Below are 25234 nucleotides of genomic sequence, written 5' to 3' on the forward strand. Positions count from 1 at the left end.
GTCTCTCCTGCTAGCACTTCGGAAGATCCCCGGTCGAGTTCTTGCCGACACCGTCGATGTTCATCCAGATGAAGGGGATGTAGGCGTTGGCGGCACGGTCGATCTTGATCCACTTGTTCGAAGCGTCCTTGCCCGGGTGGTAGTCGACTTCCACGCCGCCCTCGGTCCCCCGCGGAGGAATGGTCCTGTCGCCGGTGGTCCAGCAGAAGGCCTTGTAGGAATCCCCGGTGTTGGTGGTGGCGATGCTGTTGCCCGACTGCGTCGCCGAGGAGTAGATGCTGACCCCGTCCACCGAGTCGCAGTAGGTGTTGTTGATGTTGACGTCGCAGCCGAAGTACACCTTCCCGGCCACGCGGGTGGTCGAGGCGGCGTAGGCCGGCGAGGTGATCTCGCCGGCCGGGTTGGAGATCCGCACCTGGAACGAGTACGCCGTCGAGGCGTACAGCCCGGTCACGGCGTAGACGCCGGGGCAGTCGACGGTCTCCTGGACGATGCCGTCGCTCAGCAGCGTGCACTTCGCGGAGCCGCCGCCGTCGTCGAGCGCCAAGGTCAGGTCGATCCGGTCGGCGGTCGCGGTGTGGCTGGAGATCTGGATGCTGGGCGCGCGCATGGTGTCCGAGGTGGTCTCGGCGGGCGCGGACTCGCCGGCCGCGTTGACGGCCGTGACCGAGATCGGCACCGCCTGGCCGTTGCTGAACCCGGTCAGGCGCGCCGCCGTCGTGGTCGCCTCGACGGTCTGGCCGCCGCCGCGCACGATGTACTTCTCGATCGCGCTGCCGTTGTGGGAGGGCTGGGACCAGGTCACGTCGATCGCCCCGGCCTCGTCGGAGGCGGTGTTGGCGATGAGGTCGCCCGGCGCGTTCGGGACGTTGAACGGGACGACCGTGTTCGACAGTTCCGAAGGCGCCGAAGCGGCCGCGCCCGCGAGGGTCGTCACCTGGAACGCGTACTGCTGGCCGTAGTCAAGGGTCCCTTCGGGGACGGTGAGGCTGGTCGTGCCGGACTGGCCGACCACGACCTGCGCGCCCGAGGCGATCGCCTCGACCTGGTAGCCGGTGACCTCGTTGCCCTGGCCGTCGGCCTCGTCCCACGCCACGGTGACCGTGCCGTCGTTGTTCGCGGTGGCCGTGACGGCGCCGACCGGGTCGGGGACCTCGGCGGACGGGGTGATCGAGGGCGAGGTGGCGGTGTCGCCGGCGCCCTCGGCGTTGTGCGCGGTCACCGTGAAGGTGTACGGGGTGCCGTTGTCGAGGTCGGTGATCTCCAGGACCCGCTGGCTCGGCGAGATCTCCCAGGACTTGCCCGCGCCCTCGACGGTGTACTTGGTGAGCGCCGAGCCGTTGTTCGGCGCGGCGTCCCAGGAGAGGTTGATGAGGCCGTCGCCGACGGTGCCGGCGAGGTTCGAGACGGTGCCGGGCGGGCCGACCTGCGGGGCGGTCTCGCCGTCGCCGGAGTCCTCGCCCTCGTCGTCGCCGCTCTCGTCCTCCTCGGGGGGCACGTCGCCGCCGAGGATGTCGTTGCGGTCCTTCTCGGCGATGCGCGCGTTGCCGTCCGAGGAGACGACCAGGGCCTGGTTCGTGTTGAGCGCGTTGGCGAACAGCGTGTCGCCGGTGTGGTAGAGCTCGATCGGGCCGTTGCCGGACTCGATCGCGATCCGGTCGAGCTCGTTGCCGTCGAGGTCGTAGACCCACACGAGGCCCGAGGCGCCGTCGGGCACGTAGATGCGCTGGTGGAACTCGACCGAGGCGCCGAGCAGGTTCGAGGCGCCCGCGCCGATCGTGAAGCTCTTGGAGCGCTCGTCGTCGACCGTGACGACCGAGGGCGGGTCGGTCACGGTGACCGAGGCGATGGTGCCGGGGCTGGTGTCGGCAGTCTCGGCCGGGCCGGCCAGTTCGATGTCGGCGACCGAGCGGCGACCGTCGGAGCGGATCGTCGTCATCTTCTTGGCCGTCGAGTTGAGCACGGCCACGCCGTCGCCGAGGACGGTGAGGGCGATCTGCTGGCGGGGCTCGGCGACCACTTCGGTGGCGAGGGTCTGGGCGCCGGTGTCCTGGGGTTCGATCTGGACGATGGTGCCCTCGCGGGGGACGCCGATCCACAGCGAGCCGCCCGAGTCGAACGCGCCGCCGGTGAGCCCGGCGGGGAACTGGAGCGGGTCGCCGATGGCGGTCAGGGTGCTCGGGTGCACCTGGTTGACCAGGCCCTGGGTCTGGTCGATGATGAACGCGCCCTTGTCCGAGAGCGCGATCCGGACGCCTTCGCCGGGGGCGGTCTCGGCCGAACCGGTGAGTTCGAGGGTCGACAGGTCGATCGCGGAGACCTTCCCGGTGACGATCTCGCGCAGCAGCAGGTGCGTGTCGGTCTGCTCGATCTGGACGGCGTTGCCCGCGGCGTCGGTGAGCTCGAAGCGGACGTCGGTGGCGGCGGTGAGGCCGTTGACCCGCGCTATCTCGCCGACCTGGGTCGTCCACAGCCACAGGCTCGCGTCCTCGCCCTGGTTCTCACGGCTGAACGCGCCGGTGCCGAGGAGGGTGGCGACGAGGGCGCCCACGAGCACTACCGGGAGTCCGACCGCGATGAGCAGGCCCTTGACGTTCAGTCGTCGGGCGTCGACATTGCTAGTGGTCATAAGGGGGGAGTTCCTCTGCGGGATCAGCTTGTCCAGAAGCGCGAGCGCCACTCGGGCCCTGACCGGTGCCTGTGGGGTCAGCACACGAACCCGAGCCTAATTCACGCATGCAACGCGGACCAGCCTCCCATTGTCACAAGAAGGTATCGGACGCGGGTCGGCCAAAGTGGTCGCTGCCGCAGGAACCGGACGAGGGCCGCGGGAGGGGTTCGCGGCGGCGCGCTCGGGCGCCGCCGCACCTTATTACTTGGCGTCGCTAAGCGGCCTCGCCGAGTTCGAGGACGCCCGCGCGGCGGGTCCGCGAGACCCCGGCGAGCGCCAGGATGCCCTGGGCCACATGGGCCTCGGCGAGTTCGCCGGGGGTGTGGACGGGGACGTCGAGTCCGGCGACGGCCTCGCGGATCGCCAGTTGGGACTGGGTGAGGCGCCCCGAGGCGGCGATGACCGGCAGGCCGAGGCCGCGCAGGTGCTGGGCGCCGTAGCGGGCGCCTGCGGCGTCGGCGGCGGCCAGGACCACGCCGTCGACCAGTTCGCGCACCGTCGGGTACTCCAGGAGCGCGGAGGTCTCGGCCTGGAGGATGCCGTCGGCGATCTCCATGACCACGGCGTCGACCTCGTGCGCCGCGGCGTGGTGGTAGAGGACCTGGGCGAGTTCGGCCAGTTCGGGGACGGGGACGCCCGCGGTGGTCGGGTAGCCGCCGTCGGTGAAGTCGGCGGCGAGGACGGCCCCGGAGTCGCGGAACATCCACGGGTCGCCGCCGGCGCCGGTGCCGGTGATCTTGATGCCGGCGACGCGGTGGCCCGCGCGGGTGAGGCCCCGGATCACCGAGGCGGCGGTGGTGGACTTCCCGGCGTTCATGGAGGTGCCCACGACGCAGACGACCGGCGGGTGGTCGCCGAGCCCGAAGGGGGCCAGGACGTTGAAGCGGCGCAAATCGACCGGCACGCCTTCGCGGTCGGCGAGGATGCCGATCGGTTCGAGGCGGGTCGGGGGGCGCATGTCGCCGTGGCGGGAGAGGACCTCGCCGGCGACGCCTCCGGCGGCGACGAGGTCGACCGAGGAGCCGAGGAGGGCGGGGACGCGCGATTCGTACTGGTCGGGGGCGTACCGCTCGCCGAAGGCCAGGAGGATCTCGTCGCCGGGGTAGATGGCGGCCTTGCGTCCGGTGGTGGTCTCGATCCAGTTGTGGTGACCGATCGCGTCGACCCTTGCGACCAGGATGTGGCCGGGCCTGGGCGCGCATTCGCGGGTCAAGGTCAGCCCGGGCAGCGTCAGGTCGACGTTGCGGACCGCATAGGCGACCTTGAGCCGCGAAGCGAGCTCGGCGGAGAACTCACGAATGCGCATGCACACTCCAAAGAGGACAATAAGGATCAGCGGGAGCACCCGCTTCAATGGAAGTACACCTGTGGTTCAGAAAGGGACCACGGTGGCAGACACGGCGACCGCCGCGCTGTTGATGGACGAATATTACGACCTGTGATCGTCCTTGTAAAGAGTGGATCGGGTAAATCCGCGGCGGCGCCGAAGTGAAACTCCGGGGCCGCCCGAAACGGTGCCTCAGCTGTGAGAACTCACAGGTTCCGGCCCCTCGCCGCCACCGCTCCGATGACGATCACGGCCGGGTGGTGCGCCTCGGTGGCGCCCAGGTCGGCGAGGACGCATTCGCGCACGGTCTGGTTCTTGGTGGTCGCGTTCTCGACGATGCGCACGGGGGTGCGCGGGTCCCTGCCGCCGTCGATGAGGGCCTCGGCGATGGGCCCGCGGTTCTTGACGGCCATGAGCAGCACGACGGTGCCGTTGCCGGCGCCGAGCGAGGCCCAGTCGACCTTGCTGCGCGGCCCGGGCGGGACGTGCCCGGTGGCGACGGTGAAGTCGTGGACGATGCCGCGCTCGGTCACGGGGATGCCCGCGGCGGCCGGTCCGGCGATCGAGGAGGACAGGCCCGGGACGACCTCGACGGGCACGCCGGCCTCGACGCAGGCGTCGAGCTCCTCGGCGCCGCGGCCGAAGACGAAGCCGTCGCCGCCTTTGAGGCGCACCACGAACTTCCCTTCGAGGGCGCGCTCGACCATGACGGCGTTGATCTGCTCCTGCGTGGTGTGGCGCCCGTACGGGAGCTTCGCGGCGTCGACGATCTCGACGTCGTCGGCGAGCAGGTCGAGCAGTTCCTGCGGGGCGAGGCGGTCGGAGACGACCACTTCGGCCCGGCGGAGCAGTTCGAGGCCGCGGAGGGTGATGAGGTCGGCGTCGCCGGGGCCGGCGCCCACGAGGGCGACCGCGCCGCCGGTCGGGGCGGTGCGGGTGCGGGGGGCGTCGAGGTCGCCGGCGCGCAGCGCGGCGGCGACGGCGTCGCGCACGGCGGCGGCCCGGCGCGGGTCGCCGGAGGCCGAGACGGCGACGCCGATGCCGTCGAACTCGGTGCGGGCGAGGGTCCAGGCGTCGGAGGCCTCGGCGTCGTCGGAGCGGACGCACCAGGTGCGGCGGGCCTCGGCCTCGGCGGCGACGGCGGCGTTGACGGCCGGGTCGTCGGTGGCGGCGAGGACGAACCAGGCCTCGTCGCCGTCGCCGGGGCGCCAGCCGCGGCGGTCCCAGTGGAGCTCGCCGGCGGCGGCGAGGTCCGAGAGCGTGGTGGTGGCCTCGGGGGCGACGAGGCGGACGCGGGCGCCCGCGGCGAGCAGGCGGGGGACCCGGCGTCCGGCGATCGAGCCGCCGCCGACGACGAGCACCGTCTTGCCGCGCAAACGCAGACCGACCTCGTAGACCGACACTTGTGCCTCCTCAGCACTCCCAGGGGTACGCGGTCAAGAGTAGGCGGGAATCGTCGCGTTCATCTAACCGGTGGATTGCGAGCATGTTACGCGGACTGTGCGGCGCGTCGCGGTGACGCCGCAGGTGGGCGCGATGCGAATGGGACGGCAGTGATGCGAGATTCCATTGCGTTCTGTTCCTTGATGAAAGCGATACCGGACCTCATGGGTTTTTTGACCTTGCGGTCCTGCGTGTGTCCTAGGCTGGATATATGCGCGATCGACCCCGCCAGCACCGTGTGCACGGACTGTCCGCCCACGGGAGCGACGACACCGGCCCGCCCGCCGAAGGGGTGTACGCCCTCCTGCGCACCAGTCTGCTGGCGGGACTGGCGATAGCGGCATTGGTGTTCCCGCTGGCGGCCATGGCCGGTCTGAGCGCTAAGGCCGGTTTCAACGTGATCGACACGCTCTCGGTGGAGGTCACCGAGACCGACCCGCCGCTGACCTCCTACGTCTACGCCGCCGACGGCGAGACGCTCATCAGCCTGTTCTACGACGAGTTCCGCCGCCACGTCACCTTGGACGAGGTCGCCCCGGTCATGCGCCAGGCGATGGTCGCGGCCGAGGACGCCCGGTTCTACGACCACAACGGCGTCGACTACCGGGGCATCGTGCGCGCCTTCGTCGCCAACAACTCCTCCGGCGGCGTCGAGCAGGGCGCCTCGACGATCACGATGCAGTACGTGCGCGGGGCCCTCCAGCTCAACGCCGACTCCATCGACGAGGTCATCGCCGCGACCGAGCAGACCGCGACGCGCAAGATGACCGAGGCGCGCCTGGCGATGGCCGTCGAGGAGCAGCTCACGAAGGACGAGATCCTCGAGCGCTACCTCAACCAGGCGTACTTCGGGCACAACGCGTACGGGATCTTCGCGGCCGCGCAGGTGTACTTCTCCAAGCACCCGTCCGAGCTGAACCTCCAGGAGTCGGCCACGCTCGCCGGGCTCGTCCAGGCGCCCTCGGCGTACGACCCGATCAGCGCCGACGGGACCGCCGCGCTCGACCGCCGCAACTGGGTGCTCGACCGGATGGTCGAGATCGACTACCTCTCGCGCGGGGACGTGTCCGAGGTGCGGGGCCTGCCGATCGCGCTCGACGTGTCCGACCCGCCGAACTCGTGCATCGGCGTCGAGGGCACCACCTCGGAGTACGGGTTCTTCTGCGACTTCTTCCGGCGCTGGTGGCGCGAGCAGGACGCGTTCGGGGAGACGCCGGCCGACCGCGAGCGGGAGCTGCGCCAGGGCGGGTACACCGTGATCACCACGCTCGACCCCGAGCTCCAGGACATCGCGAACGAGACGGTCAACAAGGCCAAGGGCGAGACCTCGAAGTTCGCGCACGGCGCGGTCGTCATGGAGCCGGGGACCGGGCGCATCAAGGCGCTGGGGCTGAACCGGACGTTCTCGTACGACCAGAGCAAGAACGGGCCGCACTCGAACCCGTCGTTCGACCGCAAGGGCAACTACCCGAACACGGTCAACCCGGTGCTCGGCGGCGGCGACACCGGCGGGTACCAGGCCGGTTCGACGTTCAAGGTGTTCACGATGCTCGCCGCGCTGGACGCGGGCTACCCGCTCAACTACAGCATCAACTCCCCCGACCGGGTCGCCACGAGCTTCATCTCGGCGACGACCGCGTGCGGGGGCCGGTGGTGCCCGAAGAACGGCTCGGCCTCGATGGCGGGCAACCGCAACATGTGGTCGGGGTTCGGCATGTCGGTGAACACGTACTTCGCGCAGCTCATCGACCGCGTCGGGGCCGACAAGGCCGTCGAGATGGCCGAGCGCATGGGCCTCCAGTGGCGCAGCGAGGGCGACGCGTACTACGCCTCGGAGGAGCGGCGCGCCGGCTGGGGGCCGTTCACGCTCGGCGTCTCGGACGTGCAGCCGATCGAGATGACGAACGTGTTCAACACCCTTGCGGCCGAAGGCGAGTACTGCGAGCCAATACCGGCGCTGCGGATCATCGACCCGAACGGGCAGGAGCTCGACGTCGCCTCGCCGCGGTGCCATCAGGAGCTGGACAAGGACGTGGCGCGGGCGGCCACGGACGCGGGCCGGTGCGTGACCGGGACGCAGCGCAGCGGCGCCCAGTGCGGGGAGTGGGGCACCTCGCCGACGGTCGGGACGCTGGCGGGGCGGCCCGTCGCGGGCAAGTCCGGCACCACCGACAACAACCGGGCCTCGTGGTTCCTGGGGTACACGCCGCAGTTGACGATCGGCGCCTTCATGGCCGACCCGGACTACATCTTCAACTCGGTGGGCACGGCGAACTCGGCGGTCTCGAAGGACACGGTCGGGAAGATCTTCCAGAAGGCGCTCGACGGCGTTCCCGAGGAGAAGTTCAATCCGCCGTCGCGGCAGATCCAGTTCGAGGGGAAGAAGACGTAGCGGACGCCTCGTCCTCGGCGGCCTCGCCGGCCTCGGCCGGCGGGGCCGCTTCGTCGTCGCCGGCGGCTTCGTCGAGTTCCCGGCGCTCGCGGCGCACCAGCACGACCCAGCCGATCGGGACGAGCGCGGCGAACAGGAGCCACTGGCCGGCGTAGGAGTAGTTCTGCCAGTCCTTGAACGAGGGGGTCTCCAAGGCGGTGAGGCCCTCGGCGGGTTCGAGGTCGGCGATCCAGGCGGCGCGCAGGTCGTAGTCGAGGTGGTCTTCGAGCATCTCGACGCTCAGGCGGCGAGACTCCAGGCGGCCGTCGGCCTCGCTGACCGAGCCGCCTTCGGGTTCGGACTCGTAGAGCCGGCCGGTCACGGTGACTTCGCCGGAGGGCGGGGCCGGGTAGTCGGGGACCGAGCCGGTGCCCTCGGAGGCGATGAAGCCGCGGTCGACGAGGATCGCGGTGCCGTCGGCGAGGACGAGGGGGGTGACGATCTCGAAGCCGTTGGTCCCGTTGTTGGTCTGGGCCCGCAGCACGATCTCGCCGTCGGCGTCGTAGACGCCGACGGCCTCGACGAGGGTCCAGCGGTCGGCGTCGTCCAGGGCGGCGCCCGCGGGCAGGGTCCGGTCGAGCGGCACGGACTCGCGGCCCTCGGCGATGACCTCGTTGGCGGCGGCGCGTTCGAGCGCGCGGCCCCACTGCCAGTCCGCCAGCAGCACGCAGACGACCATCACGGCCGCTCCGGCCAGGGTCAGCCCGACCCAGCGCGGCGTGAGGACGAACCCGAATCGCTGCATCACGACGCCGAGTCTAGGCGGTGTTCGAGGAAGCCCGGACGGTCGCCGTCCGGCCCATGCGCCCGCTCACTGCGTTGTAGGCGTCTTGATGCGGCGCCGGTATCGGGGAGGCCTTCGGCGGCCTCGGCGAGGCTCGCGAGCCGCGTATGCGCACGGCGGGCGGGCACGTGGACTCGGCCGCCGTCTCGCCTTCGAACACCTCCTCGGCGGGCATAGGATTGCGCCCCATGAGCGAAGTTGTGAATGCGGTGCGCGCCGCCATGCCCGCCGTGCGCGCCGACCTGGAGGCCCTCGTCAAGATCCCGGCGATCGCCTTCGACGGGTTCGACCACGAGCCGGTCCGCCAGGGCGCCGACGCCGTCCAGCGCCTCCTGACCGAGGCCGGGGCCGCCGAGGTGCGGCAGTTGACGCACGGCGGTGGGCAGCCGAGCGTGTACGCGCACTTCCCCGCCCCCGAGGGGCAGCCGACGGTGCTGCTGTACGCCCACCAGGACGTCCAGCCGGTCGGGGACCTGGCCCTGTGGGACCAGGAGGACCCGTTCACGGTGGTCGAGAGGGACGGGCGGCTCTACGGCCGCGGCGTCGCCGACGACAAGGCCGGGGTCATGGCGCACGTCGCCGCCCTGCGCGCCTACGGGGGCCGCCCGCCGGTCGGCGTGAAGCTCCTCATCGAGGGCGAGGAGGAGTTCGGCTCCCCGACCCTGGAGGGGCTGCTGCGCGAGCACCGCGAGCTGCTGGCGGCCGACGTGGTCGTCATCGCCGACTCGCAGAACTGGCGGACCGAGGTCCCCGCGTTGACGACCACGCTGCGCGGAGTGATCAACGTGTTCGTGGAGGTCGCGCTGCTCAAGGGCGCGGTGCACTCGGGGATGTTCGGCGGGCCGGTGCCCGACGCGCTCACCGCTCTGGCGCGGCTCGTCGCGACCCTGCACGACGACGCCGGGGACGTGGCCGTGCCGGGCCTGGTCACGGCCCGCAGCGCCGAGCTCGACTACGACGAGGCGGCGCTGCGCCACGAGGCCGGGCTGCTCCCGGGGACCGAGTTCATCGGCACCGGGCGCCTGACCGAGCGGCTGTGGTCGAAGCCGACCGCGACCGTGCTGGGCATCGACGCGCCAGGAGCATCCGAGGCGGCGAACGCGTTGCAGCCCAAGGCGCGCGCGAAGGTCTCGTTCCGGCTCGCCGCGGGCGACTCGGCCGAGAACGCGCTCAAGTCGGTGCGGGCGCACCTGGAGGCCAACGCCCCGTGGGGCGCGGCGGTGACGGTGACTCCCGAAGGGGGCCTTGGGGACCCTTGCGCGATCGACGCGACCGGGCCGTCCTTCGACGCGGCCCGCGCGGCCTTCGCCGAGGCCTGGGACGGCACCGAGCCGGTGGAGATCGGCGTCGGCGGCTCGATCCCGATGATCGCGACGTTCCAGGAGCTGTTCCCCGAGGCCGCGATCCTCGTGACCGGTGTGGAGGACCAGTACTCGAACCCGCACGGGCCCAACGAGTCGCTGGACATCGCGATGTTCGAGCGGGTCTGCGTGGCCGAGGCGCTGCTGCTGGAGAAGCTCAAGCGCTAGAAGCTAGAGGAACGGGCCCGGTCGGCGACCGGGCCCGTTCCGCGCGTCTAGAGTCCGTCGCGGAACTTGCGCACGAGCTTGGCGAGCGGGTCGCCGGAGGCCTCGAACAGGTCCTTGTAGGACTTCGCGGCGGCCTTGGCCTCGGCGGAGATCGAGGCGTCGGCGTCGTCCTCGCGGCGCGGGTAGTTCCCGGCGAGGTAGTCGCGGTACTCGCCCTCGTCGATCCAGGTCTTCAGGGCCGCGGCGCGGGCGACGGCGAAGTCGTGGCTGCGCTGTTCGAGGAGCATGAGCTTGAGGAGGCTGTCGCGCAGGTCCCCGCCGGACTCGAACTCCTTGGCCTGCTCCAGGAAGGCGGCGGTGTCGACGTCGGTGAGGTCCCCGCCGCCGGCGAGCTTCGCCATGACGCGCACGGCCGCGGCCGGGTCCTGGACGGCCAGCGCCCCGGCTCGGTCGGCCGAGAGCTCGGACTTGCGGCTCCATTCGTAGAGCGCGGCGGTGATGACGCGCAGGCCGATGACGCCGACGGGAATCCACGCGACCGAGGTGGTCAGGCGCAGCAGGACCATGAGCATGGTCCGGTAGAGGCCGTGCCCGGAGAGGGCGTGGCCGAGCTCGTGGGCGAGCAGGAAGCGCAGTTCGGCCTCGTCGAGCAGTTCGAGCGAGCCGGAGTTGATGACGATGATCGGCTTGTCGATGCCGACGCACATGCCGCCGAGGTCGGGGTTGCGGGTGATGTAGAGCTCGGGCAGGTCGCTGGCGTCGAGGACGGCGCCGACGGAGAGGTAGGCGTCGTGGACGCGCTTGTACTGGTGGCGGTCGACGCGGATGGCCGAGCCGAGGAAGCTCAGGCGGATGGCGCGCTCGGAGAGGATGCCGGAGAGCTTGCGCATGACGACGTCGAAGCCGCGCAGTTCGCGCAGCGCCACGAGGGCGCCGCGGTCGGCGGGGTGCTCCCAGGCGCGGGTGGATATGCCGCGCAGGAAGGTGGCCTCGCGCTCGCCGGCGCGGGGCTCGACGGCCGCGTCTTCGGCCGGGGTGGTGTCGGCAGGTTCGGTGCCGTCGTCCGCAGTCGGATGCTCGTCGCTCATGCCCGCTCCTCACGGTTGGCTCTGGTGCAAGTGTGGCACGTCCGCGCCAGAGCGGCCGGGACGCGATCAGCGGGTGAGCGGAGGCGCTCCGGAGCGTGGGGAGGCGCCGGGGGCGGCGCGGGCGCATAGCGGGCATAGGCGACCACTTAGGGCAATGTAACGAATCGGCGTCAACACTCGGTGTGCCGCTTGACACTCACGCGCTCAAGGACTACTCATTGATGTGGGTCAGCAATTCCGGGGCGTCGTGGAGAATCGTTTGGGGTGTTCTTGCGACGCCCCGTATCTGTGTCCGCGTTCGGCTCCCCGTTCCGCGATCGGGCCGGAGGCCGGGTATTCTTGCGCTGGCGCGGTGCCCTGTGCGACGTCGCCGTGCCTCAGTAGCTCAGCTGGATAGAGCACCGGACTTCTAATCCGATGGTCGCAGGTTCGAATCCTGCCTGGGGCGCTCGCCCTTGTCACTTCACCGGTGCGCGAACCGGGTCCTTCTCCACTGGTGTTCGGGTGTCCTCAGGGGTGCTCTCGGTGTTCAGGCGCCGGGGTCTTCTCTGAAGGTGACGCTCACGATGCCCTCTTCGGCGCTGAGCCGCTCGGTCAGGTCCCTGACCGAGCCGCGGCCGGTGAGGACCAGGTCGGTGGAGCGTTCGGTGCCGTCCCCGTCGCCGTCCTCGCCGTCGATCTCGGTCACGCTGAAGCCCTTCGCGGTGCACGCCGACAGGACTTCGGTGAGCGCGGCCGAGGTGGTGTAGCGGACGTGGAGGCGTCCGGTGTGCTTGACGCGGCGGGAGATGGCCCGCTCGACCGGGGCGAGCCCGGCGACGACGACCAGGTGCATGACGGCGACTGCGACGGCGGCCCACGGCAGTCCGGCCGCGCAGGCGATCGCGATCGCGGTGGTCGACCAGATCGAGGCGGCGGTGGTCATGCCGTAGACGAGGTTGCGGTGGAAGAAGATGACGCCCGCGCCGAGGAAGCCGACGCCGGTGACCACCTGGGCGGCGATGCGGGCCGGGTCGACCCCGGGGGTGCCGGGCACGGCGTCGAAGCCGTAGCGTCCGGCGAGCACGAAGAGGCAGGCGCCGACCGCGATGAGCGCGTGGGTGCGCATCCCGGCGGGCTTGCCCTGCCACTCGCGTTCGGCGCCCACGAGCAGGCCGAGGCCGAGCGCCAGCGCGAGCGGTCCCAGCAGCGTCCAGAATTGGTCCATGGCGGGAACCGTAGTACCCCGCGGCGCCGGGTGCGAACCGTCGGGCTGCGGACCGTCAGGCGAGGAGGTCGGTCTCCCAGCCGTGGGGGCCGTCGCCGGGTCCGCGTTCGCCCTTGACGAGCCGGTAGTGCTCGGCGAGGGCGTCCTCGCCGAGTTTGTCGCCGAGCATGTCGAGCCAGTCGCCGGGGGCGATCTGGGTCGCGTAGGCGGCGAGGGCCGCCCGTTTGCGGGCGGCGGCGTCGGCGTCGGCGCTCACGCGGGCGTCGATGTCCTCGTCGGGGACGCCGAAGGGCAGGTCGTCGACGGAGGCGGCGCCCGCGAAGGGGTTGTCGGGGGCGTCGGTGAAGGCCTCGAACTGGGCTTCGATGAGGCTCCGGGGCATGGTGGTCCAGTAGATCTTTCGGATCTCGTGCGCCTCGCCGAGGTCGGGGCGCCATCGGGGGTCGGCGGCGAGCTCGGCGGCGCGCATGGCGACGCGGTGGGCCTGGATGTGGTCGGGGTGGCCGTAGAAGCCCTCGGGGTCGTAGGTGACGAGCACTTCGGGCCGGCGGTCGCGCACGACGGCGACGAGGTCGGGCGCGGCCTCGTCGGGGCCGGCGCCCCAGAAGGCGCGGGGGTGGTCGTTGGCGGGGGTGCCCATCATGCCGGAGTCGCGCCAGCGGCCGACGCCGCCGAGGAAGTGGGTGTCGGCGACGCCGAGCGCGGCGGTGGCCTGGCGGTACTCCCAGTAGCGGTAGCCGCCGAGCTGGTCGGCCCGGTCTGCGGCGAGGCCGGCGAGGGCGGGGACGCGGATCTCGCCCTCCTCGCCGAGGGTGCAGGTGACCACGGTCAGGCGGACGTCGGGGCGGGCGGCGTAGTGGGCGAGGGTGGCGCCGGTGCCGACGGTCTCGTCGTCGGGGTGGGCGTGGACGAACAGGATGCCGCGAGCGCTCATGCGGCCAAGCCTAGCGGGATCGAGGCCGTTCACACGCGCCTCAGGCGCCACTCCGGCCGCTTTGGGGCGATCGAATGAAACTTAGCAATCTACCGACCCGTCTGGAAGAATGCTCGTAACTGTGATGCACCCCATGGACCTAAGTCACATTCATGGGGCTATTCTGCGCTGACGGGCCCAGGCTCGAGGCGAGCAGACCGAGCTTCAGCCCACCAGAAGGCGATGCAGCGCGAAGGGGCGCCACATATGACCACGACAGACGAACCCGCCGTCTCCCGACCGCCGCGGGCCGCGATCAAGGCGCGGAACCTGCGGATCGACAACTGGAGGCGGGGGCCGATCCTCACGGTCCTCGGCATCACCGCCTGGGTCGCCTACGCGACCTTCCGGGTGTTCTACCAAGGCGACTACTGGGTCGCCGACTACCACTACCTGACGCCGTTCTACTCCCCGTGCGTCTCCGTGGGCTGCGTCCCCGAGTCGGCCCACTTCGGACGGTTCATACCGGACAGCCCGCTCATCCCCTACGCGGCGCTGAGCCTGCCGTTCCTCCTGGCCTTCCGCCTCACCTGCTACTACTACCGCAAGGCCTACTACCGGTCCTTCTGGCTCTCCCCGCCCGCGTGCGCCGTGCCCGACGGGCACACCCGCTACACCGGCGAGACGCGCTTCCCGCTGATCCTCCAGAACTTCCACCGGTACTTCTTCTACCTCGCGGTCGCGATCTCGCTCGTCAACTCCTGGGACGCGGTCCTGGCCTTCCACTCCCCCGACGGCTTCGGTTTCGGCCTGGGCAACGTGGTGCTGACGGCGAACGTGATCCTGCTGTGGTGCTACACGCTCGGCTGCCACTCGTGCCGGCACGTGATGGGCGGGCGGCTCAAGCACTTCTCGAAGCACCCCGTGCGGTACCGGCTGTGGACGCTCTCCAGCGCGCTCAACGACCGACACATGATGTGGGCCTGGATCACGCTGGGGTCCCTGGCGCTCACCGACTTCTACGTCATGGCCGTCGCCGCGGGCTGGTTCGACGACCTCCGCTTCATCAACTAACGAGGACGGGCACCATGAGCGACAACGACATCAACGAGGTCGAGCACCTGGCCTGCGACGTCCTCGTCATCGGCGCCGGCGGCGCGGGCCTGCGGGCCGCCGTCGAGGCGCGCCTGGCCGGCAAGAGCGTCATCGTCATCTCCAAGTCCCTGTTCGGCAAGGCGCACACCGTCATGGCCGAGGGCGGCGCCGCCGCCGCGATGGGCAACGTGAACTCCAACGACAACTGGCAGGTCCACTTCCGCGACACCATGCGCGGGGGCAAGTTCCTCAACGACTACCGCATGGCCGAACTCCACGCGAGGGAAGCGCCGCAGCGGATCTGGGAGCTGGAGACCTACGGGGCGCTGTTCGACCGCACCCCCGACGGGAGGATCAGCCAGCGCAACTTCGGCGGCCACGAGTACCCGCGCCTCGCCCACGTCGGCGACCGCACCGGGCTCGAACTCATCCGCACCCTCCAGCAGAAGCTCGTCTCGCTCGAGCAGGACGACCAGGCCGCCGGCGAGAGCGAGACGAAACTCCAGGTCATCGACGAGACGACGATCACCGAGCTGTTCACCGAAGGCGGAGCGGTCAAGGGCGCCTTCGGGTACCGGCGCTCCACCGGGCGGTTCATCGCGATCGCCGCCCCCGCGGTCGTCGTCGCCACCGGCGGCATCGGGCGCTCGTTCAAGGTCACCTCGAACTCGTGGGAGTACACCGGCGACGGGCACGCGCTGGCGCTGCGGGCCGGGGCGCGCCTGATCAACATGGAGTTCATCCAGTTCCACCCCACCGGGATGGTCTGGCCGCCTTCGGTGCGCGGCATCCTCGTCACCGAGTCGGTGCGCGGCGACGGCGGGGTCCTGAAGAACTCGAGCGGCGAGCGGTTCATGTTCGACTACATCCCCGAGGTGTTCAAGGCGCAGTACGCCGACAACCCCGAGGAGGCCGACCGCTGGTACACCGACCCCGACAGCAACCGCAGGCCGCCGGAGCTGCTGCCGCGCGACGAGGTCGCCCGGGCCATCAACTCGGAGGTCAAGGCGGGCAGGGGCACCGAGCACGGCGGCGTGTACCTCGACATCGCCTCGCGGCGGGACGCCGAGACCATCCGGCGCGGACTCCCGTCGATGTACCACCAGTTCAAGGAGCTCGCCGACGTCGACATCACCGCCGAGCCGATGGAGGTGGGCCCGACCTGCCACTACATCATGGGCGGCATCGAGGTCGACGCCGACACGACCGCCTCGGCCGTCACCGGGCTGTTCGCGGCCGGCGAGGTCTCGGGCGGGATGCACGGCTCGAACCGCCTCGGCGGGAACTCGCTCTCGGACCTGCTCGTCTTCGGCAAGCGGGCCGGCGAGCACGCCGCCGAGCACGCCACGGCGGCGGCGTCGCCGAAGCTCACTGACGCGGAGATCGCGGCCGCGGCCGAGGACGCCTTGCGGCCCTTCGCGAATGACGGCGAGAACCCGTACGAACTCCAGAACGCGCTCCAGGCGATCAACGGCCGCCTCGTCGGGATCATCCGCAAGGCGGGCGAACTCGAAGAGGCGCTGACCGAACTCGCGGCCTTGAAAGAACGCATCGCGAACGTCAACGCCGCCGGCGGGCGGGCCTACAACCCCGGCTGGCACCTGGCCCTGGACCTGCGGAACATGTACGTCTGCTCGGTGGCGACCGCGCTGGCGGCGCTGGAGCGCGACGAGTCCCGCGGCGGGCACACCAGGGAGGACGCCCCGGGCATGAACCCGGACTGGCGCAAGGTGAACCTCGTGGCCTCGTTCGAAGGCGACGACGTGCGACTGACGCGCCAGCCCGTCCCGGCCATGACCGCGGAGCTGCTGGGGCTCTTCGAGACCGCGGAGCTGTCGAAGTACATGACCCCCGAGGAGTACCAGGGCGGCTCCGCGACCACTGACCTCACGACCACCGACCCCACTGCGACCGTGGAGGAGAGCTGATGAGCACGAGGACCTTCCGGGTATGGCGGGGCGACGCGGACGGCGGCGATTTCGCCGAGTTCGACGTGGCGGTCAACGAGGGCGAGGTGATCCTCGACGTGGTGCACCGCATCCAGGCCGAGCAGGCGCCCGACCTCGCGGTGCGGTGGAACTGCAAGGCCGGCAAGTGCGGCTCGTGCTCGGCGGAGGTGAACGGGACGCCGCGGCTGATGTGCATGACCCGGATGAACCTCTTCGACGAGGGCGAGCAGGTCACGATCACGCCGCTGCGGACCTTCCCCGTGGTGCGCGACCTGGTGACCGACGTGTCCTTCAACTACGAGAAGGCCAGGGAGATGCCCGCGTTCGCGCCCCCGGCCGGCCTCGAGCCGGGCGAGTACCGGATGAAGCAGGTCGACGTGGAGCGCAGCCAGGAGTTCCGCAAGTGCATCGAGTGCTTCCTGTGCCAGAACACCTGCCACGTGGTGCGCGACCACGAGGAGAACAAGCCGCCGTTCGCGGGCCCGCGCCTGTTCATCCGGGCCGCGGAGCTGGACATGCACCCGCTCGACGCGAGGGACGACCGGCGAGAGGCCGCGCAGGACGACCAGGGCCTGGGCTACTGCAACATCACCAAGTGCTGCACCGAGGTGTGCCCCGAGCACATCCGCATCACCGACAACGCGATCATCCCGATGAAGGAGCGCGTGGCCGGGGACCGGTACGACCCGCTGGTGTGGCTGGGCCGCAAGATCTTCCGCAAGGGGAAGAAGCCCACGGAGGCCAAGTCCCCTGCGGACTAGCACCCTCAGGGGACCGGAACTGTCGGACCCTTGAGGCAGGGTTGTTGTCAGGGGTGCTGCGAATGTCCGTTTTGAAGGCTGACGCCGGGAACACCCGCATTCACCTTCGACGCCGGTACCGGCGGCACTGACGTATACAAGGCTGCGGGGCGGGACATCGCAATGCGATGTCCCGCCCCGCAGCGCACGTGCGGTTCACTCGGCGGCGGTGTCGACCAGGTCGATCTCGACCACGATGTTGCCGCGGGTCGCGTTCGAGTACGGGCAGACCTGGTGCGCCTTGGCGACCAGGCCCTCCGCGACCTCGCGGGACGCACCCGGGGTCGCGACCTCCAGGATCGCGTTGAGGCCGAAGCCCTCGCCCTCCTTGCCGATCCCGACGCTGGCCTCCACGGTTGAGGCGCCGAGGTCGACCTTCGCGGCGCGGGCGACCGCCTGGAGCGCGCTGTGGAAACAGGCCGCGTATCCGGCGGCGAACAGCTGCTCGGGGTTGGCCTTCCCGCCGGGGCCGCCGAGCTCCTTCTGGACGGCCAGGTCGAGCTCGACGAGCCCGTCGTCGGTGGCGACGTGGCCGTCGCGACCGGCGCCGGAGGACTTGGCGTGTGCGGTGTACAGGGCTTCCATGATGTCTCCTTCTCCTTGACGCCGCTATCGCGCGGCGCGGTGCCGTATGACCGATTCGGTGAACTCGTTGAGCTTGTCGCGCAGCGCGAGCAGCTCCTCCAAGGGCATACCCGCGGCGGTGCCGACCACCTCGGTGACCGCGCATCCCTCGCGTTCGAGCGCGGCGCCGGCCTCGGTGAGGTGCACGGTGACGCGCCGCTCGTCGCCGAACTCGCGCCGCCGCTCCACGAACCCGGCCGCCTCCAGCCGCTTCAGCAGCGGAGAGAGGGTCCCGGAGTCGAGTTGCAGGGCGTCGCCGAGCGCGGAGACGGTGCGACCGTCCTGCTCCCACAGCGCCATGAGGACCAGGAACTGCGGGTAGGTCAGGCCGAGCCGGTCGAGCACCGGCCGGTAGAGGCCGATGACCGCCCGCGAAGCGGTGTACAGCGCGAAGCAGGCCAGCTCGCCGATCCTCGGTGTCGTCTCCATGCAGATAACGATAGCGCGCAATTAAGTTGCGCACAATCAAAATGCGTGTGACGGGCCCTACTCGCTCGATCCGGCGCGCCATCCGCTTCGACTCGGCGGCCGCGGAGCGCCGAGCGGCCGGGGCCTTACGGCTCCGGGTGCTTCGGCGTCCGGTCGAAGCGGAGGTGGCGCGCGACCTCCCGCAGCGCCGCCTCCGGATCGGCCCGCACCGCCGGCGGGAAGTTCCCGGCCATGAGGAGTTCGGCGAAGCCGTGGACGAGCGACCAGGACGCGAGGGCGCCCGCGTTGAAGCCCGGGGACTCGCCCGGTTCCGGCACGCCCGAGCCGCGGTGGAGGGCCGCGGCGGCGCGATCGGAGGCCCGTCGCAGTTCGGGGTCGTCGCCGTGGAGCAGTTCGGGTCGGAACATCGTCTCGAAATAGGGTCGGTGGTCGATGGCGAAGCGCACGTAGGCGGCGCCGACGTCGATGAAGTCCCCCGTGTCCTTCCAGGCCAGGTCGAGGGCGTCGGCGAAGCGGTCGAAGCCCTCGGCGGCGACGGCGGTCAGGAGCCCGGCCTTGTCGCCGAAGTGGTGGGCCGGGGCGGCGTGGGAGACGCCGGCGCGCTTGGCGACGGCGCGCAGGCTCAGGGCGCTCGGCCCGGCCTCGCCGACGGCCTCGACGGCCGCGTCGATGAGGGCGCGGCGGAGGTCGCCGTGGTGGTAGCGATCGGTCACGGGACCACTGTAGCGCGGATCTTGACAGTGTCAATCACCACATCCAGGCGATCCGCTTCTAACTTGACATTGTCAAGACTGCTGCGTAGGTTGAGTTCCAGACCCACTGGAATGAGGAAACCCGAATGTTCGAAACCGCCATCGCCCTCAGCGACGCCTCGCGCATCCTCGCCGGCGTCGTGCTGCTCACCATCGTCACCATCGAGTTCGGCGGCACCTTCCTGGTGCGCGTCGCCTCCGGCGGCGTGCCGCTCACCGACTTCCAGAAGTCCTTCTCCCGCGCCGGGCACGCCCACGCCGGCGTGCTCGTGATCCTCAGCCTCGTCGCGCTGGTCCTGGCCGACGCGAGCGGCCTGACCGGGTTCTGGGGCTGGGTCGCCCGCGCCGCGATCCCGGCCGCCGCGATCCTCATGTCCGGCGGGTTCTTCGCCGCGATGGCCGGCAAGGACCGCACCGCGCCGAACAAGGCCATCGCGCTGCTCTACGTCGGCGCCGCGAGCCTCGCGGCCGGAAGCCTGACCCTCGGCATCGGCCTGCTGACCGCCGGATAGGCCCTCGAACGTGGGCGCCCGCACCCGGCTGCCTCACACCCAGCCGCCCGACACCCGCGGCCGGGGGTGGGCGCCCACTCCATCGGAGGTCGCGCCGCACCCCGCCGGGGCGGGGCCGCCTAGACTTGATCCTCGTGAAACTCAGCATCGGTATCGTCGGCCTGCCCAACGTCGGCAAGAGCACGCTGTTCAACGCGCTGACCCGCTCGGACATCCTCGCGGCGAACTATCCGTTCGCGACCATCGAGCCCAACGTCGGCGTCGTGGCCGTCCCCGACGCGCGGCTCCCGAAGCTGGCCGAGATCTACGGCTCGGAGAAGATCCTGCCGGCCACGGTCACGTTCGTGGACATCGCCGGGCTCGTCAAGGGGGCCTCCGAAGGCGCCGGCAAGGGCAACCAGTTCCTCTCCAACATCCGCGAGACCTCCGCGATCGCCCAGGTCGTGCGGGTCTTCGAGGACGGCAACGTCACCCACGTGGACGGCAAGGTCTCGCCCGTGGACGACATCGAGACGATCAACACCGAGCTGATCCTCGCCGACCTCCAGACCGTCGAGAACGCCCTCAAGCGCCTGGAGCGCGAGGCGCGCATGAACAAGGACGCCCGCGCCAAGCTCGACGCCGTCAAGACCGCGCAGGAGGTGCTCGACGGCGGCCGGACCATCTTCGCGGCCGGGCTCGACACCGAGCTGCTCTACGACCTGCACCTGCTCACCGCCAAGCCGTTCATCTACGTGTTCAACGTCGATGAGGGCCAGGTCGCCGACGAGGAGCTGGCCGCGAAGCTGCGCGCGCTGGTGGCCCCGGCGCAGGCGGTCATCCTCGACGCGAAGTTCGAGTCCGAGCTGATCGACCTGGACGAGGAGGAGGCCCTGGAGCTGCTCGAGTCGACCGGGCAGACCGAGCCGGGCCTCGACCGCCTCGCGAGCGTCGGCTTCGCGACCCTGGGCCTCCAGACGTACCTGACGGCCGGGCCGAAGGAGTCGCGGGCCTGGACGATCAAGCAGGGCGCGACCGCACCCGAGGCGGCCGGGGAGATCCACACCGACTTCCAGCGCGGCTTCATCAAGGCCGAGATCGTCTCCTTCGACGACCTCATGGAGGCGGGGACCATGCAGGCGGCCAAGGCCGCGGGGAAGGTCCGCATGGAAGGCAAGGACTACGTCATGAGCGACGGCGACGTGGTCGAGTTCCGCTTCAACGTGTGATGGTCGGCTTCGGCCGGTAGGGCCGCTTCGGCGAGGCTCGCCTGCGGCTACGCCGTGCCGTCGAACAGTCCTCCGCCGCCGTCGAGCAGCCTGCTGTAGCGCAGGCGCAGCGCGCGCTCGGTGCTCGCCACGAGCGCGGCCACCATGAGCGTCACGTTGAACCACGCGGGGAACTGGAACGGCGAGGTGTAGGAGCCGAGGTTCTCGGCCACCGGCGGGATCCGGCTGATCTGCTCGACGATCTGCGGCACGCCGAGGACCAGCGCGACGACGAGAACGCCGACGGACACGAACCCGATGGCGCGGCCGACTGCCGGATGCGCACGCTCCAGGCGGGCGCGCAGGCCTTCGGCCGAGGCCGGGTCCGGCGCGAGCTGATGCGAGACGCCGTCCTCGGTCACGTAGTGGCAGCGCTTGAGTCCGAAGTCGCTGGCGACGACCTCGACGGTGCCGCCGGGCACCGAGAACGCGGCGGGGAGCTTGGAGCTGGCGTGGTTGCGGCCGTCGCGGTAGAGCTTCGCCCGGACCTCGCCGTCCGCGTCGCCGCCGAGGCGGACGTCCACGGACCAGATCTGGCGCTCGCCGTTCTCGTCCTTGAGGTGCAGGTGGAACAGCGTGCGCGAGAACGGCTGCCACCACCGGTACGGCTTGAGGCCGTGGCCGTCTCCAGGCTTCAGCCGCCGAGCGGCGCGCTTCTGCTTCCATCCGGAGGACATGCCGGCAATCCTAGCCACGCGCGGAGGCCGCGGAGTCCGACTGCTGCGAGCCCGGACGGCTCAGATCGTTCGGTGTGGAGGCGGGCCCTCGGAGCGTGGAAGGTGCTGGTGTGGCGCTTCGGCCTATGATGTCGGCTATGACCACGACCGGCGATGACGATCTCGTTCTCGAATTCTCGCCGCCGCTCATCGCGCTCCTGCTGGCGGCCGAGCGCTCGAAGGGCGGTCCCCTCACCGAGGAAGAGGTCCTCGACCTGCGCGACGGGGCGACCTGCATTCGGATGCCGCGTTCGGTGGCGGCGCTCATGGCGGACCAGCGGGGCTACGCCGACCTCGACCCGGAACGGTGCTGGGAGCAATGGCAGACCGTACGGGACGGGTTCGACGGCTGAATCGGCGCGGACCGGACGCCGCATGGGCGGCGGGCCCCGGTTCGCGCGAACGCGGCGAGCGAGCATTACGGCCGTCAGGAGTTCGTGAACACCAGCTAAGGCAGGGACAGCCCCGACACGACCACGTCGAGCAGGAGGTCCCGGTCGCTGCCGTCTCCGAGCCGCACGGCGTGCTCGACTCCGCAGACGAGGCGCTGGACCTGGTCGAGCGAGAGGTCGGGACGCACGGCTCCCGCGGTGATCGCGTTCGTAAGCACCGTCTGCGCGAGGTCGAAGAGCTCGTCGCGGAGGCCGCGCGCCGCGCTCGAGACCTCGTCCGAGAGCAGCACGGTCTGGAGGCCCTGATGCTCGAGCTGGCGGGTGGCCGTGCTCCGCACGAGCCGCGTGAACGCAAGAGCCGGATCGGGATCCGCAGCGGCGGTTCGGGCCTCGTCCACAAGCTGTTCGAGGGCCTCGATGGTGAGCGCTTCGACCAGGGCCGTCACCGTCGGGAAGTGGCGGTAGACGGTGGCGACGCCGACGCCCGCCTCTCGGGCCAGATCGTTCAACCGCAGCTCGGTGATCGGCTGCCGGCGTGCGGCGTCGAGGATCCTGGCGCGCGAGCGCGCCGCGTCCGATCGGAGCGTGGGCATGACGACAGCCTACACGATGTGGATGCTTCATCCGTTTCAAGCTACGCTGAAACGGATAAGTAATCCATATCAAGGAGTGGCTCATGAACTGGGACCCCGCACACCTGCCCGACCTGACCGGTCGCGTCTACGCCGTGACCGGCGCGACCGGCGGCATCGGCTATTTCGCCGCCGAGCAGCTCGCCTCGGCCGGCGCGGAGGTGATCCTCGCGTCCCGGTCGGCGCGGAAGATCGAAGCGGCCGCAGCGGCGATCCGCGGACAGGTGCCGCAGGCGGTCACCGGATCAGTCGCCTTCGACCTGACGTCCCTGGCCTCGGTCCGCGAGGGAGCCGAACAGCTTGCGGCACTGCCACGACTGGACGGCGTCTTCCTCAACGGCGGCCCGATGAACCTCTCCGCGCGGGCGCGGACACAGGACGGCCTGCCGCTGATGACCGGGGCGCACACGGTCGCCAACGTCGCCCTCGTCGCGGGACTCCTCGCCGCGCGCACGTCGGCGGACCGTGACCCGCTCAGGATCGTCCACGCCTCCACCGGGTTCGTCCAGCAGTTCCGCACGGAAGTGGCAGACGCCCGCGCCACGTCGCGCACCGGCATCGGCGCCTACATCAGGGCGAAGACGCTCACCGAAGTGTTCGCCTACGAACTCGACCGCCGCGTCCGTGCCGCCGGCCTCCCGATCGCCTCCGTCGTCACGCGGCCCGGTGTCGGCGTCGACGCCAAGACCCCGCAGCGCCCGGGGATCCGGGACTCGACCGTCGCCTACCGGCGCAACCCGTACACGCCATGGGCGCAGGGGAAGGACGCGGCCGCGTGGTCGGGCGTGCGCGCGCTCGCGGACCCGGACGTGGTCGGCGGCGAGTTCTACGGACCGAAGAAGGTCGCCGGGCTCCCGATCCGTCTGACCCCCTCGCGGCACACGAGCGCCCCGAGTCCGGAGGTCGCGGAGCGGATCTGGACCGGGCTGGAGGAACTCGCCGGTGTGCACCTGAGCGTCGCTCGTTCCTAGGCGGTCGGCCCCGCGCCGCCGGCCGCGCGGGGCCATGACCGCATTCGAGCGCCGGGTCTCGTGCTGCGCTGCGCCGTATGCGAGCACTGGTCACCCGGTGCACCTGCGTCCTCGTAGACGCCGTGTGCGAGGACGGCGGGTCCCCCGGTTGGCGTTCGCGCGGGTGCTCGGGTTGGATCGCATCTATGAGCATCCACTCGTTCCACCTCGCGCGGGTACCGGTGCGCGAGGCGGCCGGCGCGCTCCTGCGCCCGCCGTCGGCGCCGGGGCTGCGCCACCTCGAAGTGCTCGCCGGCATGCGGTTGGGCGCGCCGGTGGTGTCGCCGGACCGCATGCAGATCCGCCGCCTCGCGGTGTTCGCCGAGTGGGCCGACGAGGAGGCGCTCGAAGCGTTCCTCGCGCAGCACCGGTTCGGCCGCAGGCTCGACGGCGGTTGGCATGTGCGGCTCGCGTTCCAGCGGCGCTGGGGCGAGGTCCGGGAACTGGCCCACCTGCCTCTCAAAGCCGAGCGGACGGTACTCGACGCGCCCGCGGTCGCGGTGACGCTCGCCCGGATGCGCCTGCCCGAGCTGCCGCGGTTCCTCCACTGGGGCAGGCCGGTCGAACGCCAGGTGCGCGACCACCCCGAGACCACGCTGGCGCTCGCGGCGATGCGGCCGCCCCGCTCGATCTCCACCTTCTCGGTCTGGACCAGCGCCCGCGCGATGACGGGCATGGTCTTCGGGCGGGGCGAAGGCGACGGCGCGCGCCGACACAGCGAGGCGATGGCCGAACGGGAGCGGCGGGACTTCCACCACGAGTTCACGACCCTGCGATTCCGGCCGGTGTCCGAGCACGGGTCCTGGGAGGGCCGGTCGGACTTCGTCCCTCGGGCCGATTGAGCGGGCCGGGCCCCTCGGCGGGGAAGGCGGGCACGGCTGCGGCGGATCGTCGGGAGGTGGGGTCCCGGCGATCCGCCGTCGGTCTCTACTCGGCTATTCGCCGCGCCTGAGCCAGCGGAAGCGGCCCCGTGAGAGGTGCGAGTCCTCCCGGGCCGCGAGTTCCCCGGCGATGGTGATGTACGCGGTCTCGACGCGCCCGGCGAAGGTCACGTCGGTGAGGCTGAACCCGCCCTCACGGGCGAGGACGATGAGCGTCGCCTCCTCGCTGCGCGACACGTCCGGCCTGACGCCGAGGGTGTCCGCGAAGATCTTGATCTGCTCGGCGAGCTCCGCGTGCTGGGAGTCGTCGAGCGGCAGCGAGCGCGTGAGGCGGCCGCCGTCCGCGACCCAACCGTTGAGCTCCCTCAGTGCGTCCAGCAGCACGTTGTCGTCTTGCTCCGTTCTCCCCATATGGCACCGTCGCCATTCGTCCTGGCCGTGTTCGCAGTCGCGAAACCCTGCCGGAGCAGGGCGTCGGCCGATCAGTAAGGTTGGTTTGATTCGGCTCCGACGGACACGGGGGGCGTTCGTGTCTGAATTGTCGCCGGATCTTTATCATTTCTGAACCGAGTCTTCCGCGTCGCTCAGCTTCTGTCCAGCACGGCAAATGGGATTAATCGGGAATCACGGACTTCATGGGGCAGTTCTTGCCTGCTTTTGTGCTGACAGACACGATTCCTGACCAATTGGTCCATGCAATATCGTCCGAACGTATGAGACACGGGATGCTCAGAGTTGCTCACCGATCGTTATCTCCCCTGCGAAAGATAACGAAAGGCCTTCATTCCGGCATCGGCGGCCC

The 25234-nt window shown here is 70.6% G+C and carries 22 protein-coding genes, 1 tRNA gene and 1 pseudogene; 11 read left to right on the plus strand and 13 right to left on the minus strand.

From position 1 onward, the window contains the following. Window positions 1-10 precede the first annotated feature (10 nt). The 3 genes from IF12_RS0105240 to cobA form a co-directional block, all read right to left on the minus strand. Window positions 11-2629: a fibronectin type III domain-containing protein gene (locus tag IF12_RS0105240; RefSeq protein ID WP_030155358.1), complete on the minus strand. Its 2619-nt coding sequence runs from the start codon at window positions 2627-2629 to the stop codon at window positions 11-13. Between the two features lie 256 nt (window positions 2630-2885). After that, on the minus strand, window positions 2886-3977 hold the full coding sequence (locus IF12_RS0105245) for a DUF1611 domain-containing protein (protein ID WP_051703992.1): 1092 nt from the start codon (window positions 3975-3977) through the stop codon (window positions 2886-2888). Between the two features lie 227 nt (window positions 3978-4204). Then, the gene (gene cobA, locus IF12_RS0105250; RefSeq protein WP_030155362.1) at window positions 4205-5401 is read right to left on the minus strand and encodes a uroporphyrinogen-III C-methyltransferase; all 1197 of its coding nucleotides are present in this window, start codon (window positions 5399-5401) and stop codon (window positions 4205-4207) included. 251 nt (window positions 5402-5652) lie between these two features. On the opposite strand from cobA, the gene IF12_RS0105255 reads away from it, so the two are divergent. After that, window positions 5653-7833, plus strand: coding sequence for a transglycosylase domain-containing protein (locus IF12_RS0105255; RefSeq protein ID WP_081913218.1), 2181 nt, complete (start codon window positions 5653-5655; stop codon window positions 7831-7833). Here the strand turns inward: IF12_RS0105255 and IF12_RS0105260 are convergent. Further along, window positions 7787-8617 (minus strand): SURF1 family protein, encoded by an 831-nt coding sequence (locus IF12_RS0105260; RefSeq protein WP_051703993.1) that lies wholly within the window; start codon window positions 8615-8617, stop codon window positions 7787-7789. The two genes, IF12_RS0105255 and IF12_RS0105260, sit on opposite strands and share 47 nt — an antisense overlap. 227 nt (window positions 8618-8844) lie before the next feature. Between IF12_RS0105260 and IF12_RS0105265 the strand changes: the two genes are divergently transcribed. Further along, entirely contained in the window at window positions 8845-10185 is a 1341-nt protein-coding gene (locus tag IF12_RS0105265) for a dipeptidase (protein ID WP_030155369.1), read from the plus strand. 47 nt (window positions 10186-10232) lie between these two features. Here the strand turns inward: IF12_RS0105265 and IF12_RS0105270 are convergent, their stop codons facing one another. Further along, window positions 10233-11273, minus strand: coding sequence for a M48 family metallopeptidase (locus IF12_RS0105270; protein WP_081913220.1), 1041 nt, complete (start codon window positions 11271-11273; stop codon window positions 10233-10235). Between the two features lie 374 nt (window positions 11274-11647). Between IF12_RS0105270 and IF12_RS0105275 the strand changes: the two genes are divergently transcribed. Next, window positions 11648-11721, plus strand: a tRNA-Arg gene (locus IF12_RS0105275). Between the two features lie 81 nt (window positions 11722-11802). On the opposite strand, the gene IF12_RS0105280 is transcribed toward IF12_RS0105275, so the two are convergent. Both IF12_RS0105280 and mshB read right to left on the minus strand, forming a co-directional pair. Continuing rightward, window positions 11803-12480 (minus strand): MgtC/SapB family protein, encoded by a 678-nt coding sequence (locus IF12_RS0105280; RefSeq protein ID WP_030155373.1) that lies wholly within the window; start codon window positions 12478-12480, stop codon window positions 11803-11805. A 55-nt stretch (window positions 12481-12535) separates the two neighbouring features. Beyond that, on the minus strand, window positions 12536-13414 hold the full coding sequence (gene mshB / locus IF12_RS0105285) for an N-acetyl-1-D-myo-inositol-2-amino-2-deoxy-alpha-D-glucopyranoside deacetylase (RefSeq protein ID WP_030155375.1): 879 nt from the start codon (window positions 13412-13414) through the stop codon (window positions 12536-12538). 246 nt (window positions 13415-13660) lie between these two features. Here mshB and IF12_RS0105290 point away from each other — a divergent pair, with 246 nt between their 5' ends. From IF12_RS0105290 to IF12_RS0105300, 3 genes and pseudogenes are all read left to right on the plus strand, one after another. After that, window positions 13661-14467, plus strand: a complete 807-nt coding sequence (locus IF12_RS0105290; protein ID WP_030155378.1) for a hypothetical protein — start codon at window positions 13661-13663, stop codon at window positions 14465-14467. 14 nt (window positions 14468-14481) lie between these two features. After that, the gene (locus IF12_RS0105295; protein WP_081913222.1) at window positions 14482-16416 is read left to right on the plus strand and encodes a fumarate reductase/succinate dehydrogenase flavoprotein subunit; all 1935 of its coding nucleotides are present in this window, start codon (window positions 14482-14484) and stop codon (window positions 16414-16416) included. Beyond that, window positions 16416-17171 (plus strand): annotated as a pseudogene (locus IF12_RS0105300) (succinate dehydrogenase/fumarate reductase iron-sulfur subunit); the annotation flags it as partial. The gene IF12_RS0105295 and the pseudogene IF12_RS0105300, both read left to right, overlap by 1 nt. Window positions 17172-17393: 222 nt before the next feature. Here the strand turns inward: IF12_RS0105300 and IF12_RS0105305 are convergent. The 3 genes from IF12_RS0105305 to IF12_RS0105315 all read right to left on the minus strand — a co-directional run bounded on the left by IF12_RS0105305 (window position 17394) and on the right by IF12_RS0105315 (window position 19003). After that, a complete protein-coding gene (locus IF12_RS0105305) occupies window positions 17394-17822 on the minus strand; it encodes an organic hydroperoxide resistance protein (RefSeq protein WP_030155385.1) in 429 nt (142 codons plus the stop codon). Window positions 17823-17846: 24 nt separating this feature from the next. After that, window positions 17847-18290, minus strand: coding sequence for a MarR family winged helix-turn-helix transcriptional regulator (locus tag IF12_RS26980; protein WP_030155387.1), 444 nt, complete (start codon window positions 18288-18290; stop codon window positions 17847-17849). Window positions 18291-18415: 125 nt separating this feature from the next. Continuing rightward, window positions 18416-19003, minus strand: a complete 588-nt coding sequence (locus IF12_RS0105315; RefSeq protein ID WP_030155391.1) for a TetR/AcrR family transcriptional regulator — start codon at window positions 19001-19003, stop codon at window positions 18416-18418. A gap of 125 nt (window positions 19004-19128) precedes the next feature. Here IF12_RS0105315 and IF12_RS0105320 point away from each other — a divergent pair, with 125 nt between their 5' ends. After that, window positions 19129-19554 (plus strand): hypothetical protein, encoded by a 426-nt coding sequence (locus tag IF12_RS0105320; protein ID WP_030155393.1) that lies wholly within the window; start codon window positions 19129-19131, stop codon window positions 19552-19554. A 134-nt stretch (window positions 19555-19688) separates the two neighbouring features. After that, window positions 19689-20762, plus strand: a complete 1074-nt coding sequence (gene ychF / locus IF12_RS0105325; RefSeq protein WP_030155395.1) for a redox-regulated ATPase YchF — start codon at window positions 19689-19691, stop codon at window positions 20760-20762. 47 nt (window positions 20763-20809) lie between these two features. On the opposite strand, the gene IF12_RS0105330 is transcribed toward ychF, so the two are convergent. Next, complete coding sequence (locus tag IF12_RS0105330; RefSeq protein ID WP_030155398.1) at window positions 20810-21478, minus strand: hypothetical protein; 669 nt, start codon at window positions 21476-21478, stop codon at window positions 20810-20812. 137 nt (window positions 21479-21615) lie between these two features. Here IF12_RS0105330 and IF12_RS0105335 point away from each other — a divergent pair, with 137 nt between their 5' ends. Continuing rightward, on the plus strand, window positions 21616-21870 hold the full coding sequence (locus IF12_RS0105335; RefSeq protein ID WP_030155400.1) for a hypothetical protein: 255 nt from the start codon (window positions 21616-21618) through the stop codon (window positions 21868-21870). A gap of 95 nt (window positions 21871-21965) precedes the next feature. On the opposite strand, the gene IF12_RS0105340 is transcribed toward IF12_RS0105335, so the two are convergent. Then, window positions 21966-22502: a TetR/AcrR family transcriptional regulator gene (locus IF12_RS0105340; RefSeq protein ID WP_030155402.1), complete on the minus strand. Its 537-nt coding sequence runs from the start codon at window positions 22500-22502 to the stop codon at window positions 21966-21968. 83 nt (window positions 22503-22585) lie between these two features. Here IF12_RS0105340 and IF12_RS0105345 point away from each other — a divergent pair, with 83 nt between their 5' ends. Together IF12_RS0105345 and IF12_RS0105350 are read left to right on the plus strand one after the other, a co-directional pair. Continuing rightward, window positions 22586-23512, plus strand: a complete 927-nt coding sequence (locus IF12_RS0105345; RefSeq protein WP_030155404.1) for an SDR family NAD(P)-dependent oxidoreductase — start codon at window positions 22586-22588, stop codon at window positions 23510-23512. Between the two features lie 185 nt (window positions 23513-23697). Continuing rightward, window positions 23698-24393: a hypothetical protein gene (locus IF12_RS0105350; protein ID WP_030155406.1), complete on the plus strand. Its 696-nt coding sequence runs from the start codon at window positions 23698-23700 to the stop codon at window positions 24391-24393. Window positions 24394-24486: 93 nt separating this feature from the next. Here IF12_RS0105350 and IF12_RS0105355 read toward each other — a convergent pair whose 3' ends face one another. Beyond that, complete coding sequence (locus IF12_RS0105355; protein WP_051703994.1) at window positions 24487-24843, minus strand: hypothetical protein; 357 nt, start codon at window positions 24841-24843, stop codon at window positions 24487-24489. Between the last annotated feature and the right edge of the window lie 391 nt (window positions 24844-25234).

The organism is Glycomyces sp. NRRL B-16210 (assembly GCF_000719515.1).
GTDB lineage: Bacteria > Actinomycetota > Actinomycetes > Mycobacteriales > Micromonosporaceae > Glycomyces.

What these genes read in the sequence shown, in the direction of transcription:
- IF12_RS0105240 (WP_030155358.1), bottom strand. Translation starts at nt 2,629, where the DNA reads ATGACCACTAGCAATGTCGACGCCCGACGACTGAACGTCAAGGGCCTG.
- IF12_RS0105245 (WP_051703992.1), bottom strand. Translation starts at nt 3,977, where the DNA reads ATGCGCATTCGTGAGTTCTCCGCCGAGCTCGCTTCGCGGCTCAAGGTC.
- IF12_RS0105255 (WP_081913218.1), top strand. Translation starts at nt 5,653, where the DNA reads ATGCGCGATCGACCCCGCCAGCACCGTGTGCACGGACTGTCCGCCCAC.
- IF12_RS0105260 (WP_051703993.1), bottom strand. Translation starts at nt 8,617, where the DNA reads ATGCAGCGATTCGGGTTCGTCCTCACGCCGCGCTGGGTCGGGCTGACC.
- IF12_RS0105265 (WP_030155369.1), top strand. Translation starts at nt 8,845, where the DNA reads ATGAGCGAAGTTGTGAATGCGGTGCGCGCCGCCATGCCCGCCGTGCGC.
- IF12_RS0105270 (WP_081913220.1), bottom strand. Translation starts at nt 11,273, where the DNA reads ATGAGCGACGAGCATCCGACTGCGGACGACGGCACCGAACCTGCCGAC.
- IF12_RS0105280 (WP_030155373.1), bottom strand. Translation starts at nt 12,480, where the DNA reads ATGGACCAATTCTGGACGCTGCTGGGACCGCTCGCGCTGGCGCTCGGC.
- mshB (WP_030155375.1), bottom strand. Translation starts at nt 13,414, where the DNA reads ATGAGCGCTCGCGGCATCCTGTTCGTCCACGCCCACCCCGACGACGAG.
- IF12_RS0105290 (WP_030155378.1), top strand. Translation starts at nt 13,661, where the DNA reads ATGACCACGACAGACGAACCCGCCGTCTCCCGACCGCCGCGGGCCGCG.
- IF12_RS0105295 (WP_081913222.1), top strand. Translation starts at nt 14,482, where the DNA reads ATGAGCGACAACGACATCAACGAGGTCGAGCACCTGGCCTGCGACGTC.
- IF12_RS0105305 (WP_030155385.1), bottom strand. Translation starts at nt 17,822, where the DNA reads ATGGAAGCCCTGTACACCGCACACGCCAAGTCCTCCGGCGCCGGTCGC.
- IF12_RS26980 (WP_030155387.1), bottom strand. Translation starts at nt 18,290, where the DNA reads ATGGAGACGACACCGAGGATCGGCGAGCTGGCCTGCTTCGCGCTGTAC.
- IF12_RS0105320 (WP_030155393.1), top strand. Translation starts at nt 19,129, where the DNA reads ATGTTCGAAACCGCCATCGCCCTCAGCGACGCCTCGCGCATCCTCGCC.
- IF12_RS0105330 (WP_030155398.1), bottom strand. Translation starts at nt 21,478, where the DNA reads ATGTCCTCCGGATGGAAGCAGAAGCGCGCCGCTCGGCGGCTGAAGCCT.
- IF12_RS0105335 (WP_030155400.1), top strand. Translation starts at nt 21,616, where the DNA reads ATGACCACGACCGGCGATGACGATCTCGTTCTCGAATTCTCGCCGCCG.
- IF12_RS0105340 (WP_030155402.1), bottom strand. Translation starts at nt 22,502, where the DNA reads ATGCCCACGCTCCGATCGGACGCGGCGCGCTCGCGCGCCAGGATCCTC.
- IF12_RS0105345 (WP_030155404.1), top strand. Translation starts at nt 22,586, where the DNA reads ATGAACTGGGACCCCGCACACCTGCCCGACCTGACCGGTCGCGTCTAC.
- IF12_RS0105350 (WP_030155406.1), top strand. Translation starts at nt 23,698, where the DNA reads ATGAGCATCCACTCGTTCCACCTCGCGCGGGTACCGGTGCGCGAGGCG.
- IF12_RS0105355 (WP_051703994.1), bottom strand. Translation starts at nt 24,843, where the DNA reads ATGGGGAGAACGGAGCAAGACGACAACGTGCTGCTGGACGCACTGAGG.